Genomic DNA, 14,094 nt, shown 5'->3' on the forward strand with positions numbered 1-14,094 from the left:
GCCGGCCCGTTTCAGCCAACCCTCCCGCAGATTTGCTAGGCAAATCTGCGGGACTTTAGAATCGCCGGACGCACCTATTGCTTCGCATGGCGAAGCAGTGCGGCCGGTGGGCCGGGCATCTCTACGCCAGGACAGAGGCGATCGGCTCGGACGTACCAAGGGGTATGTCCGTCGCCAATCGCCTTTGCCCTGATGAAAACCTGCTCCGGCAGAATGCTTCAATCTGGCCAAGAAAGGCTCTGGCGCGTTCTGCGCGAAACGAAAATCGTCTTGCCGCCTAAACGACGCGGGACTAAGGACATCGCCATGGAAACGATCTTCGACAAGGCCCTGATCGCCGCACACCGCCATCGTGCGCTTGCCAGCAACGACCCGAAAGCCGCCTTCCTGCTCGACATCGCCGCTGAGGAAATGGCCGAGAGGCTTGCCGTCGTCGAGCGGACCTTCGAGACCGCCGTCGAGCTGCACGGCGCAACCGGGGCTGCCGCCCGTGCGGCGCTGGCGACGGGCAAGATCGGCACGATCATCCGCGTCGAAAGCGAGAAGGCCTATGCCGGGCCGGGCGAAACCTTGATCGAGGCGCCGCTCGAAGATGTGCCGCTCGAACCGCAATCGGCCAATCTCATCCTTGCGCCGCTCAGCCTGCATCTGACCAACGATACGCCTGGCGTTTTCATCCAGATTCGCCGAGCCCTGAAGCCGGACGGGCTGTTTCTCGCTGCGATCCCCGGCGCCGGGACCCTCCAGGAACTGCGCGAGGTGCTGCTGGCCGCCGAGGTCGAGATGACCGGCGGCGCAAGCCCGCGTGTCATTCCCTTCGCCGATGTGCGCGATGTTGGCGGCCTGATGCAGCGCGCCGGCTTCACGCTGCCGGTGATCGACACGGAGAACTACACGGTGCGCTATGATTCGCTCTTCCCGCTGATGCGGGATCTGCGAGCGATGGGCATGAGCAATCCGCTTGCAGCCCGCGGCCGGATGCCGCTGACACGCGCCTTCTTCCTGCGCGCAGCGGAGATCTACGCCGAACGCTATTCCGATCCCGACGGGCGCATCCGCGCCACCTTCTCGATCATCTATGTCTCGGGATGGGCTGCGCACGAGAGCCAGCAAAAGCCGCTGAAGCCCGGTTCGGCCAAGGCTCGCCTCGCCGATGCGCTGAAAGTGGACGAGCACAAGCTCAGGCAGTAATGGCCGGCTGCCTCTTCAATTCCCAGGCAGATTGTTGCCGATCGCGTTGAAAATATCCTGCAGTCTGCCGGAGAAGATACCGAGAGCAGAGACAATTGCGCCACCGATGACGGCGGCGATCAGCCCATACTCGACCGCCGTCGCACCTCTATTATCTGCAAGAAATGCCTTCAAAAAATGCATCACCCAACCCTTAGCGCGAACGGACAGCAAACGACCAATTCCACGACCATCAGGTGATGGCCGACATTTTTCAGCAACCGGCGCCGACGCCATAGCCCTGGACGACGCAGACCGAGCCGGGTGTATCCTGGAGGACGCTGCGGCGAATCGTATAACGCTTGCCGCTTTCGGCCTTCGGAATCGATCCTGTTGTCATCGTATCAAATTCAAGGGGAGCGCTGGCAAAGACACTCTTTTTCGAGGAATCCGCAAGCATCGGCGTCAGGATGAGCGTCAGCGCAACCACCGCCGTACCGAACAGAAGGGCGATATTGAGCGCACCCGTCCTGCGCGAGGCAGACGAAGCCCGTTCCTTTTCCCGGACAGCTTTCCAGAAATCATCGTCCATGACGTCAAGCCTTTTAATACACGCACGCCAGATGCTTGATTGAGGCCGATCTTTGGCAGAAGGTGTTAAACGATCCATTAATATCCACAGCCGAAAACGACACGGCGCGATAATAATCAGGTAACGCTAAAGTAAATCCTGCAGCATCGGGATGAGCGGCTCGTCGGCCGGCGGCATCGGATAATCGCGCAACGCCTGCGGACGCACCCATTTCAGCGCCTGGCCCTCGCGGCCCTGGGGAATGCCCTCATAGCGCCGGCAGATATAAAGCGGCATCAAAAGGTGGAAGGTCTCGTAGGAATGGCTGGCGAAGGTGAGCGGCGCCAGGCAGGCGATCTTGGTCTTGATGCCGAGCTCTTCCTCGAGCTCGCGCACCAGCGTTTCTTCCGGCGTCTCGCCAGGTTCGACCTTGCCGCCGGGAAACTCCCAGAGCCCCGCAAGCGACTTCCCCTCGGGACGCTGTGCCAATAGGATACGCCCGTCGGTATCGATCAGCGCGCAGGCGGCGACCAGCAATATCTTCCGGCCTGCCTCGATCATTTCGGCTCCCGCTGCCAATAGCAATAATGATAGGCGTCGCGAAAACCGAGGCGCTCATAGAGGGCGATCGCCGGACGGTTGGAAAGCTTCACCTGCAGCCAGGCCGAACGGGCGCTGCGCATGCGTGCCCAGCGCAGCGCCGAGGTCAGGATCTCGGTGCCAAGCCCCTCGCGCCGCCGCGCCTCGGAGACCGAAAGCGACATGATGCCGGCAAGATCGTTGTCCTGAACGCAGAGCACGGTCGCAAGCGGGCCATCCGTTGCATTCTCGATCATGAACAGGCCGGATGGCGGCTTGATCGCCGTAATGATTTCGGCAAGCGCCGGCTTCAGCGTCGGCGGCGCCCGCTCGACGGCGAGATTGGCATCGACGAAACGGCCGACATCATGGGTCGGCAGGTGATCGAGCGTGTCCGGCAATTCCGCCTCGGCCAAGTCGCAGGTCATCACGACAGTCTCGTCGAACTGCATCCAGTTCTGCTGGCGCAGAAGGTCGATCAGCACCGGCGAGGCAAGCGGCGTCTGGCGGACCACGACGGCGCGGCCATAGGCCTCGAACTTTCGGCTCGCCTTTTCCAGGCGGATTTCGACGTCGCGATGATCCGAAGGATCGAGCGGCACGATCGAATTCAACCGGTTGGACGGGTGGCCGGCCGTCAGCCGCACCTGCCAGCTGCCGTCATATTGCACGGACGCCGCCGGCCAGGCGCGGAAGCCGACAGCCTCCAGCCTGCGGACCAGCGGCAGATTGTGTGAGGAAATGGATGCCTGCGCCAATGACCGATCAGCTCCGATAGTCGCCATTGATCGCAACATATTCCTTGGTGAGGTCGCAGGTCCAGACCGTAGCCGTGCCGGCACCGAGCCCGATATCGACTTTGACGGGGATATCCTGCGCCTTCATGACATCAGAGGCGGCCTCCTCGGAATAATCCGGGTCACGCTCGCCATTGACGGCGACCCTGATGTCGCCGAACCAGATGGCGAGCCGGTCGCGATCGGCCATCTCGCCGGATTTGCCGACCGCCATGACGATACGGCCCCAATTGGCGTCTTCGCCGGCGGCCGCCGTCTTGACCAGCGGCGAATTGGCGATCGACAGTGCGATGCGCTTGGCGGCGGTATCGCTCTCGGCGCCCATCACTGTGATCTCGAGCATCTTGGTGGCACCTTCGCCGTCACGCACCACCTGCAGCGACAGATCCTTCAGCACTTCGTTGAGTGCAGCGCGGAAGGTGGCAAGGCGCGGATCATCGGCGCGTTCGATACGGGCCTGGCCGTCCTCGGCCGCCGCACCCGTCGCAAACAGCATCAGCGTATCGGAGGTGGAAGTGTCGCTGTCGACAGTCATGGAATTGAAGGTCGGGCCGACACCGTCGGACAGAAGCGCCTGCAGCGCGGCCGGTGCAATGTCGGCATCGGTGACGACGAAGGAGAGCATGGTCGCCATATCAGGCGCGATCATGCCGGCGCCCTTGGCGATGCCGTTGATCGTCACGGCCACGCCGCCGATCTCGGCGCTGCGGGTCGAAACCTTCGGGTAGGTGTCGGTCGTCATGATCGCCTTGGCGGCCTCGAACCAGAAATCGCCGGTCGCTTCGACCTGCATCCGATCCAGAACGCCTGCGAATTTGGTGGCATCGAGCGGCTCGCCGATGACGCCGGTCGAGGCCAGATAGATCTCGTTTTCAGCGCAGCCAACGGCAGCGGCAGCCGACTGCGCCGTCAGCGCGGTCGCCTGGCGGCCCTTCAGCCCGGTAAACGCATTGGCATTGCCGGAATTGACGACGACGGCGCGGGCGCTGCCATGGGGAAGATTGGCCCGGCAGAAATCGACCGGCGCCGACGGGCACTTCGAGCGGGTGAAGACGCCCGCAACGGCCGCCGGCCTGTCGAAGACCATCATCAGCACGTCGGTGCGGTTCTTGTACTTGATGCCGGCGGACGCCGTCGCCATGCGCACGCCGCGCAACGGCGGCATCGAGACGAAGGATTTCGGAGCGAGCGGAGAGACGGAACCGGACATGATAAGACCTGCCAATGAGCATTTCCAGGCGAATTGGAAACCGGTTCGCCGTCCGGAAATGCGACAACAAACGATGCCGGAGCATGATGCCGAAAGTGTCGGCGTTTTTCGACGACATCATGCTCTGCTTTTTGATTTGGAAGGGCCCGGAAGAACCGGGCCCCGATGCGATGATTACTGCTGCGGCGCCGGCGCGACGGGCTCGCTGCCCGGCTCCGGCTGCTTGTTGGCCTGGTCGTAACCCTTGCGCAGCGTCTCGTCCGAGATCTCGATCTTGGCGGAGGCCTTCGCCCTGTTCAGAAGCTCAAGATACTTGTCGCGCATGACGAGCTGACGAACCTGATCCTGCACCTGCTCGAAGGGCGGCGGCGGAGCGTCGCGCTTGTCCTCGACCTTGATGACGTGGAAGCCGAAATCGGTCTTGACGGGTGTCTTGGAATAGGTGCCCTTCTCCAACGCGAAGGCTGCGTCCTCGAATTCCTTGACCATGCGGCCGCGCGAGAAATAGCCGAGATCGCCGCCTTCCGACTTGTTCGGATCGGTGGACTTTTCCTTGGCGAGTTCGGCAAAATCCTTGCCGGCGTCGAGCTGCTTGATGATGTCCTTGGCTTCGTCCTCGGTCTTGACGAGGATGTGACGGGCGTGGACTTCTTCCTGCTTCGGCAGGGCAGCGACTTCCTTGTCGTAGCGGGCCTTGACTTCCTCAGGCGTCACGATGTCGACGACATGCTTCTTGAAATAGGCGTTGTGCAGCTCGCGATCGGTGAGATACTGCATGCGCCTCTTGAATTCGTCGGTCTGATCGAGCTTCTCGGCCGCAGCGTCGGCGGCGAGCAGCTTCACGTCGATGGCGGCGGAAAGGGCTGCGACCTTCTTCTGGTCATCGGGGAGCTGCGCCAGCTGCGGGTCGAGATTGGCGACGGCAAGGTCGAGTTCCGACTGGTGGATCTCCAGATTGCCGACCTTGGCGATGACGGCGTCATCGGCATAGGCCGGGGCCTGGAGCGCAACAAAAGTTGCGAACGCCAGAACGGCAAGTTTGTTGGTGCTCAACATGAAATACCCTTCACAGTTACATCGCCGGTTTCAGCATCGCCTGAATCCAGCCCAAAATAGCCATCAACACCGGATTGTGGCCTTTCTGTATCCGCCAAATCCGTTGACATCATTCGACCCCCCTCTTATCTGTCACGCAACCTCGCGTCCAGAACAGTTTCCGGGCGTTTTAAGGCGCGCGCCTGATTTTCGGCTGGGCCGCGAATAAGAAACGTCGGGGATGAATATTGAGAAAGGACCAGTCATATGGTCAGCTTTGGCGGTATAGCCCGCAAGTTATTTGGTTCTTCCAATGACCGCCGCGTGCGGTCCTTCCAGCCGAACGTCACTGCCATCAACTCTATCGAAGAGAAGACGAAGGCCCTGACGGACGAGCAGCTCGCGGCAAAGACCGTGGAGTTTCGCGCCCTGCTCGCCGAGGGCAAGACCCTCGACGACATTCTGATCCCGGCCTTTGCCGTCGTGCGCGAAGCCTCGCGCCGCGTTCTCGGCCTGCGACCTTTTGACGTACAGCTGGTCGGCGGCATGATCCTGCATTCGAATGCGATCGCCGAGATGAAGACCGGCGAAGGCAAAACCCTCGTCGCCACCCTACCGGTCTATCTGAACGCGCTTTCCGGCAAGGGCGTGCACGTCGTCACCGTCAACGATTACCTCGCCCAGCGCGACGCCGCCACCATGGGCCGAGTCTACGGCTTCCTCGGCATGACCACCGGCGTCATTGTCCACGGCCTCTCCGACGAGGAGCGTCGCGCGGCCTATGCCTGCGACATCACCTATGCCACCAACAACGAACTCGGCTTCGATTATCTGCGCGATAACATGAAGTACGAGAAGAACCAGATGGTCCAGCGCGGCCATAACTTCGCGATCGTCGACGAAGTGGACTCGATCCTGGTCGACGAGGCGCGCACGCCGCTGATCATCTCCGGTCCGCTCGACGACCGCTCCGAACTCTATAATACGATCGACGCCTTCATTCCGCTGCTGGCGCCCAGCGACTACGAGATCGACGAGAAGCAGCGCTCCGCCAACTTCTCCGAAGAAGGCACTGAGAAGCTGGAAAACCTGCTCCGCCAGGCCGGCCTCCTGAAGGGCAACGCGCTCTACGACATCGAGAATGTCGCGATCGTCCACCACATCAACAATGCGCTGAAGGCCCACAAGCTCTTCCAGCGCGACAAGGACTATATCGTCCGCAACGACGAAGTCGTCATCATCGACGAGTTCACCGGCCGCATGATGCCGGGCCGCCGTTATTCGGAAGGCCAGCACCAGGCGCTGGAAGCCAAGGAAAAGGTGCAGATCCAGCCGGAAAACCAGACGCTGGCCTCGATCACCTTCCAGAACTACTTCCGCATGTACGGCAAGCTCGCCGGCATGACCGGTACGGCGCAGACGGAAGCGGAAGAATTTGGGAATATCTACAATCTCGATGTCATCGAGGTTCCGACCAACCTGCCGATCAAGCGCATCGACGAGGACGACGAGGTCTACCGGACCTTCGACGAGAAGTTCAAGGCGATCATCGAGGAAATCCTCGATGCCCATAAGCGTGGCCAGCCGGTGCTGGTCGGCACCACCTCGATCGAGAAGTCGGAGCTGCTTGCCGAGCGCTTGCGCAAGCAAGGCTTCAACGACTTCCAGGTGCTGAACGCCCGCTACCACGAGCAGGAAGCCTATATCGTCGCCCAGGCCGGCGTGCCGGGTGCCGTCACCATCGCCACCAACATGGCCGGCCGCGGCACCGACATCCAGCTCGGCGGCAACCTCGACATGCGCATCGAGCGCGAACTCGGCGATGTCGAAGCCGGTCCGGAGCGTGACGCCCGGATCCAGGCGATCGTCGAGGAGATCAAGGAACTCAAGCAGAAGGCGCTCGCCGCCGGCGGTCTCTACGTCATCGCCACCGAACGCCATGAAAGCCGTCGCATCGACAACCAGCTGCGCGGCCGTTCCGGCCGTCAGGGCGACCCCGGCCGCTCGAAGTTCTACCTGTCGCTTCAGGACGATCTGATGCGCATCTTCGGCTCCGACCGCATGGACAGCATGCTGACCAAGCTCGGCCTCAAGGAGGGCGAGGCGATTGTCCATCCCTGGATCAACAAGGCCCTGGAGCGCGCCCAGAAGAAGGTCGAAGCCCGCAACTTCGATATCCGCAAGAACCTTCTGAAATATGACGACGTTCTCAACGACCAGCGCAAGGTAATTTTCGAACAGCGCCTCGAGCTGATGGAAGCGGCCAATATTTCCGAAATGGTCTCCGACATGCGCCGCGAGGTAATCGAGGACATGGTCGAAAAGCATATCCCCGAGCGCGCCTATGCCGAACAATGGGATGCTGCCGGCCTGAAGACCGGTGCTTTGAACATCCTCAATCTCGATCTGCCGATCGAGGACTGGGTGAAGGAAGAAGGTATCGGCGAAGACGATATCCGCGAGCGGCTGACGCAAGCCACCAATGCCGCCTTCACGGAAAAAGCCGAGCGTTTCGGCGACGACATCATGCATTATGTCGAGCGCTCGATCGTCATGCAGACGCTCGATCATCTCTGGCGCGAGCATATCGTCAATCTCGACCATCTGCGCTCCGTCATCGGCTTCCGCGGCTATGCCCAACGCGATCCGCTGCAGGAATACAAGTCGGAAGCCTTCGAGCTCTTCACGGCGCTGCTCAACAATCTGCGCGAGGCCGTCACCGCCCAGCTGATGCGCGTCGAGCTGGTGCAGCAGGCGCCCGCCGAGCCCGAACCGCCGCTGATGCAGGCCCATCACCTGGATCCGACGACCGGCGAAGACGATTTCGCCCCAGCGATCTACCAGGCATCGGAAGTCATCGTTTCTCCCGAAAACCGCAACCCGGATGACCCGGCCACCTGGGGCAAGGTCGGCCGTAACGAGACCTGCCCCTGTGGTTCCGGCAAGAAATACAAGCATTGCCACGGCGCCTTCGAGCAGGTCTGAGGCAAGCCGCAACGATCCTGAAAATGCCGCCTTCGGGCGGCATTTTCTTTTCTCCGGCAACGTCTCGCGATTGTAACTCAGCGTCGGGCAGCAAGCCCGATCCGGAACCGTTTCTTAACCCTGTTCTGTCAAGACTTCAGGCGCGATTTGCCTGACCTTAGAGTTTTGCGTGTTCATCATGGCGGTCATAGAAACAGCGGAGAAGATGCTGCCCGCGGGCCTGCGCCCGATCGGCGGCCGAACGCTGCGCATGCTTGCGGCCGTGCTCACGGAACGCGGCGAGAAGGCGGCCGCCCAGCGCATGGCGCTGACGGCCTTTTCGATCCGTATCCTCAGCGCGGCTCTCGCCTTCGTCTCCCAGATCGTGCTCGCCCGGCTGATGGGCGAATATGAATACGGCATCTTCGTTTTCGTCTGGGTGCTGGTCGTCGTCTTCGGCGATCTCTCATGTCTCGGCTTCCACACGGCGATCATCCGCTTCCTGCCGCAGTACAGGGCAGCGGGCGCTTTCGAGGAAATCCGCGGCCTGACCGGGACGGCGCGCATCTTTGCGCTGCTTTCCGGCACGGCGGTGCTCGCCGCCGGCACGCTCGGTCTGCATTTCTTCGGCGACATGATCCAGGTCTATTATCTCGTCCCGATCTTCATCGGCCTGCTTGCCATGCCGATGATCGCGCTCGGCGACATTCTGGAAGGCACGTCGCGGGCCAACCACTGGCCGGTGATGGCGCTGAGCCCGGTCTATATCGTCCGCCCGATCCTCATCATCCTCTTCATGCTCATCGCCATTGCCGTCGGCGCCGCGCACACCGCCGTAACCGCGATGCAGGCAGCGCTCGTCGCCACCTTCGTCACTGCGCTTGGCCAGTATGCCGCAACGCTCTACCGCCTTCGCCGGCACTATGACGAAGGCCCGCGCAAGGTCGATTTCCTCGCCTGGTTCAGCGTCGCCTTTCCGATTTTCCTGATCGAGGGCGTGAGCTTCCTGCTCACCAATTCCGATGTCGTCGTCGTCGGCATCTTCCTCGAACCGCACGATGTCGCCATCTATTTCGCCGCCGCCAAGACGATGGCGCTGGTGCATTTCATCAATTTCTCGGTCAAGGCAGCCTCCGGCCCGCGCTTCTCCTCGATCATCGCCGAAGGCGACCACGGACAGCTGGCGACCGCTGCCATCGACGCCGCCCGCTGGACCTTCTGGCCGGCGCTCGGTGTCGGCCTTGCCGTGCTTGCGGCCGGCCATCTGCTGCTATCGCTCTTCGGCGGCGCCTTCACATCAGGCTATCTGGTCATGGCGATCCTGCTCGCCGGCATCCTCGCCAAGTCGCTGGTCGGCCCCGCCGAAACGTTGTTGATGATGGCAGGCAAGCAGAACCTCTGCGTCGCACTCTATGCCGGCGCACTGACGGCCAATGTCGGCCTCAACCTCGCTTTGATCCCGCATTATGGCATCGAGGGCACGGCGATTGCCACGGCCTCGGCCATGGCGGTCGAGGCGATCCTGCTGCATCTCGCCGTGCGCCGCACGCTCGGTATCGTCCTGTTCGCCTTCGCCAGCCCCTCCGCCGCAACGCCAGAAATGAGAGTTCGATAGATGGTGCGTGTTCCCCCCGTTACCGAAAGCACCAACAGCGCCGCCAACCGCATGGTGCATGATCTCGCCGCGCTGCATTTCGAAGCGCCGCAGGCCGAGGCCCGCGCCGAGATCGGCCGGCCGGGGCGCGAGCTCTGCCTCTATCCCGGCAAACTCGGCTATGAACTTCAGGATGAGCTCGACTTCCTCTCCAACCGGGCGATGGAACCGAACGTCTTCTTCTCCGGCCGCTTCCTCGCCCCCGCTATGCCGCGGCTTGAGGACCGGCAGGTGAACTTCGCCCTGATCCGCGACCACAATGCCGGCCGCAGCCGCATGCGCTTCCTGATGCCGTTTTCGGTCGACCGGCCCGGTTTTGCCGTCGGCCCGTCGATCATCCGCGGCTGGTCGAACAGTTTCGGCCCGCTCGGCACGCCGCTCGTCGATGCCGAGGATGCTGCCGAGACCCTCGACAATCTCTTCGAGGCACTGACCGTGCGCGATCTCAATCTGCCCGGCATTCTGGTTCTGCCGGATCTGCGGCTGAACGGCATCTTCGTGCGCATGCTCAAGGCTGTGGCGCTCAGCCGCAACCTTCCCGTCACCGTCACCAATCCTTACCAGCGCCCGATGCTGCAGAGCGACGAAGAGGCGCCGGCCTATCTCGGCAAAACCATCTCCTCCTCGCATATGCGCGAAATGCGCCGTCAGTGGCGCCTGCTGGAGGAACAGGGAACGGCGGTCTATGCCGTCGCCCGCCAGCCGCGCGAAATCCATATCCGCTTCGAGGAATTCCTGGCGATGGAAGCCGGTGGCTGGAAGGGCAAGCGGCGAAGCGCTCTCGTCACCGATCGCTATCACACGGCCTTTGCCCGCGAGGCGGTGTCGAACCTTGCCGCCGTCGATGCCGTGCGTATTCACACGATCGATCTCAATGGCAAGGCGATTGCCGCCATCGTCGTCCTGATGATGGGCGGCGAAGCCTATACGTGGAAGACCGCCTATGACGAGAACTATGCCCGCTATTCGCCGGGCAAGCTCTTGATGAGCGAGCTCACCGAATGGCATCTCGACGACGCCAATATCGTGCGTTCCGATTCCTGTGCCGTCTCCGATCATCCGATCATGAGCCGCTTCTGGCAGGAGCGCGAGGAGATGGGAACGCTGGTGATCGGCCTGACGCAGAACGGCGACCGCGACATGCGCCAGGTCTCGGCTCAGCTCCATATGTACCGCAGCACCCGCAACATGGCGAAGATGCTGCGCGAGAAGATCATGTCGCTTGCCGGCCGGGGCTAATTTTCGGCCGCCGCCCTTTCGCGCAGCAGCCGGCGGATCACCTTGCCGGTGGTCGTCAGCGGCAAGGCGTCGATGAATTCCACCTCGCGCGGATATTCGTGCATCGAAAGCCGCGTCTTCACCCATTCCCTGATATCGGCGGCCAGCGCTTCGCTTGGATGATGGCCCGGTGACAGCACGATATAGGCCTTGACGATCTCGGTGCGCACGGCATCGGGTTTGCCGACGGCGGCGGCAAGCTGCACGGCGGGATGGCCGATCAGACAATCCTCGATCTCGGCCGGGCCGATGCGATATCCCGACGAGGTGATGACGTCGTCGTCGCGGCCTTCGAAGGTGACATAACCCTCGGCGTCCTGACGGCCGATATCGCCGGTGAGCAGCCAGCCTTTGGCGAACTTCCGCTCGGTCGCCGCCGCATCGTTCCAGTAGCCGAGGAACATGACGGGGTCGGGACTGGCAATGGCGATCTGGCCCGGTTCGCCGGCCGGCAATTCGTCACCCACTTCGCTGACGATGGCAACGCGATGCCCCGGGACCGCCCGTCCGATGGCTCCAGCCTTGGTGACGCCATGGGCAGCGCTCGACGAGAGCACGAAATTGCACTCCGTCTGGCCATAAAATTCGTTGACGGTAATGCCGAGCGTCCGCCGCGCCCATTCATAGGTCTCGCGCCCGAGTGATTCCCCGGCCGAGCCGATGGTGCGCAGCACCAGATCATATTTCGAGCGCGGATCGGCAACGGATCGCATCAACCGCAGCGCCGTCGGCGGAATGAAGGCATTGCGCACCTTCATCTCCGCCATGATGCGATAGGCCATGTCGGCATCGAATTTCTGCGCCGGCGACGAGACTACGGGAACGCCGAGCAGCAGGCTCGGCAACAGCGCATTGAGCAGACCGCCCGCCCAGGCCCAGTCGGACGGCGTCCAGACCTTGTCGCCCACTTTCGGAAAGCCCTCATGGGCAAACTGCATACCCGGAATATGGCCGGGCAGAACGCGATGGCCATGCAGCGCGCCCTTGGGCGGCCCCGTCGTTCCCGAGGTGAAGATCATCAGCGCCGGATCGTCCGGACCGGTCCTGGCGACGTCGAAGACAATGGGATGGCCGTTCACCAGATCGCCAAAGGCAACCGCATCGACATCCGCTCGGTCGATGCTGACGACATGTTTCAGCATCGGCAGGCGATCGCGGATCTGCCGGATGCGCTCGAGACCGAAACCATTGGTGACGATTGCTGCAACACCTGCTGCCTTCAGCCGGTATTCCAGCGCCTCGACGCCGAAGAGCAGCGCCAGCGGCAGCGCGACCGCGCCGGTCTTGTAGATCGCCACATGTGCGATCACCGTCTCGAAGGATTGCGGCAAGAGCAGCGCGACACGATCGCCGCGCTCCACCCCAAGCGAAACGAGCGCATTGGCGAAGGCCGAGGACTGGTCGGCGAGGGCGCGATAGGTCATCGCGCGGTGATGGCCATCCGGGCTGAAATGCTCGAGACAGACGCGCTCCGGATCTCTCGCGGCCCAGTCGTCGCTGACGGCGCGGCCGATATTGAAATCTTCGGGAATCCGCCACAAAAAATCGCGATAGAGATCGTCGTAGCGATCATGGGGCGGCAGTTTCATAGGCAAAATCCGGTGAATGTTGCACCAGCTAACACCTTGTGCTGCAATTGCGCAAGCGGCCGGTCCGGGCGGCGATGACTGCCCGGCTTCAAAGCCATCACGCATAGTTGCACGCATGGCAGAACGGATTCTTCGCCAGGTGCCCTGCGACTTTGCCGGCTTTCGCACTAGATCATGGAAAGCCGCCTGGGGGCCACCAATTCATCACGGAGCCGTTTCATGGAATACGCAAAATTTGGGAAGACCGGACTGGAAGTGTCGAAAATCTGCCTGGGCTGCATGACCTTCGGCGATCCCGGCCGCGGCAATCATGCCTGGAGCCTCAGGGAAGACGAAAGCCGGACGATGATCAGGCAGGCAATCGACCTCGGCATCAATTTCCTCGACACCGCCAACACCTATTCCAACGGTTCCTCGGAGGAGATCGTCGGCCGCGCCATCAAAGATTTCGCCAAACGCGAGGATATCGTGCTGGCGACCAAGGTGTTCAATCGCATGCGGCCGGGCCCGAACGGCGCCGGCCTGTCACGCAAGGCGATCTTCGACGAGATCGACAACAGTCTGCGTCGCCTCGGCACCGACTATGTCGATCTCTACCAGATCCACCGGTTCGACTATACGACGCCGATCGAGGAAACGCTGGAAGCGCTGCACGACGTGGTCAAATCGGGCAAGGCGCGTTATATCGGCGCTTCCTCCATGTATGCCTGGCAGTTCGCCAAGGCGCTCTACGTCTCCAGGCTGAACGGCTGGACCGAATTCGTCAGCATGCAGGACCACCTGAACCTGCTCTACCGCGAGGAAGAGCGCGAAATGCTGCCGCTCTGCGAGGATCAGAAGATCGCCGTCATCCCCTGGAGCCCGCTGGCCCGCGGCCGCCTGACCCGCGACTGGGACGAGACGACGGCACGCAGCGAAACCGACGAATTCGGCAAGACGCTCTACACCCAGTCCATCGATGCCGACCGCAGAATCGTCGAGGCGGTGGCCGAGATCGCCAGGACCCGCAACATCTCCCGCGCCCAGGTCGCAACCGCCTGGATCCTGCAGAAGAGCGCGGTGACCGCGCCGATCATCGGTGCCTCCAAGCCGAACCATTTGCAGGACGCCGTTGCCTCGCTCTTGGTCAAGCTTACCCCCGAGGAAATCGCGGCACTGGAAGCACCCTACATCCCGCACGCCGTCGCCGGCTTCAAGTAGTCAGCCGGCCGGCTTCTCAGCAGGCATGAGCGAGGCAGATCCCTCTC

At 62.2% G+C, this 14,094-nt stretch carries 12 protein-coding genes; 5 read left to right on the forward strand and 7 right to left on the reverse strand.

From position 1 onward, the window contains the following. Positions 1-306: 306 nt before the first annotated feature. Positions 307-1,191: a methyltransferase domain-containing protein gene (locus FHT69_RS32660; protein ID WP_127431887.1), complete on the forward strand. Its 885-nt coding sequence runs from the start codon at positions 307-309 to the stop codon at positions 1,189-1,191. Between the two features lie 15 nt (positions 1,192-1,206). On the opposite strand, the gene FHT69_RS32665 is transcribed toward FHT69_RS32660, so the two are convergent. From FHT69_RS32665 to FHT69_RS32690, 6 genes are all read right to left on the reverse strand, one after another. Continuing rightward, a complete protein-coding gene (locus FHT69_RS32665; protein WP_047619943.1) occupies positions 1,207-1,374 on the reverse strand; it encodes a Flp family type IVb pilin in 168 nt (55 codons plus the stop codon). Positions 1,375-1,444: 70 nt separating this feature from the next. Further along, positions 1,445-1,762, reverse strand: coding sequence for a hypothetical protein (locus tag FHT69_RS32670; RefSeq protein ID WP_047619941.1), 318 nt, complete (start codon positions 1,760-1,762; stop codon positions 1,445-1,447). Between the two features lie 126 nt (positions 1,763-1,888). After that, complete coding sequence (gene mutT / locus FHT69_RS32675; RefSeq protein WP_047619940.1) at positions 1,889-2,302, reverse strand: 8-oxo-dGTP diphosphatase MutT; 414 nt, start codon at positions 2,300-2,302, stop codon at positions 1,889-1,891. Further along, complete coding sequence (locus FHT69_RS32680) at positions 2,299-3,105, reverse strand: GNAT family N-acetyltransferase (protein ID WP_183906553.1); 807 nt, start codon at positions 3,103-3,105, stop codon at positions 2,299-2,301. The genes mutT and FHT69_RS32680 overlap by 4 nt, the downstream gene beginning before the upstream one ends. After that, positions 3,086-4,327, reverse strand: coding sequence for a bifunctional glutamate N-acetyltransferase/amino-acid acetyltransferase ArgJ (argJ, locus tag FHT69_RS32685; RefSeq protein WP_183906562.1), 1,242 nt, complete (start codon positions 4,325-4,327; stop codon positions 3,086-3,088). Before argJ ends, FHT69_RS32680 begins: the two co-directional genes overlap by 20 nt. 174 nt (positions 4,328-4,501) lie before the next feature. Further along, a complete protein-coding gene (locus tag FHT69_RS32690) occupies positions 4,502-5,383 on the reverse strand; it encodes a peptidylprolyl isomerase (protein WP_183906554.1) in 882 nt (293 codons plus the stop codon). A 246-nt stretch (positions 5,384-5,629) separates the two neighbouring features. On the opposite strand from FHT69_RS32690, the gene secA reads away from it, so the two are divergent. From secA to FHT69_RS32705, 3 genes are all read left to right on the forward strand, one after another. Continuing rightward, complete coding sequence (secA, locus tag FHT69_RS32695; protein ID WP_063476304.1) at positions 5,630-8,347, forward strand: preprotein translocase subunit SecA; 2,718 nt, start codon at positions 5,630-5,632, stop codon at positions 8,345-8,347. Positions 8,348-8,525: 178 nt separating this feature from the next. Next, a complete protein-coding gene (locus FHT69_RS32700; protein ID WP_183906555.1) occupies positions 8,526-9,941 on the forward strand; it encodes a lipopolysaccharide biosynthesis protein in 1,416 nt (471 codons plus the stop codon). Then, positions 9,942-11,219: a GNAT family N-acetyltransferase gene (locus tag FHT69_RS32705; protein WP_047619931.1), complete on the forward strand. Its 1,278-nt coding sequence runs from the start codon at positions 9,942-9,944 to the stop codon at positions 11,217-11,219. Here the strand turns inward: FHT69_RS32705 and FHT69_RS32710 are convergent. Continuing rightward, a complete protein-coding gene (locus tag FHT69_RS32710) occupies positions 11,216-12,847 on the reverse strand; it encodes an AMP-binding protein (protein WP_183906556.1) in 1,632 nt (543 codons plus the stop codon). The two genes, FHT69_RS32705 and FHT69_RS32710, sit on opposite strands and share 4 nt — an antisense overlap. Before the next feature lie 219 nt (positions 12,848-13,066). On the opposite strand from FHT69_RS32710, the gene FHT69_RS32715 reads away from it, so the two are divergent. Further along, positions 13,067-14,047: an aldo/keto reductase gene (locus FHT69_RS32715; RefSeq protein ID WP_028759090.1), complete on the forward strand. Its 981-nt coding sequence runs from the start codon at positions 13,067-13,069 to the stop codon at positions 14,045-14,047. The last annotated feature ends 47 nt before the right edge of the window (positions 14,048-14,094 follow it).

The sequence above is a fragment of the Rhizobium sp. BK008 genome (assembly GCF_014197345.1).
Classification (GTDB): domain Bacteria; phylum Pseudomonadota; class Alphaproteobacteria; order Rhizobiales; family Rhizobiaceae; genus Rhizobium; species Rhizobium anhuiense.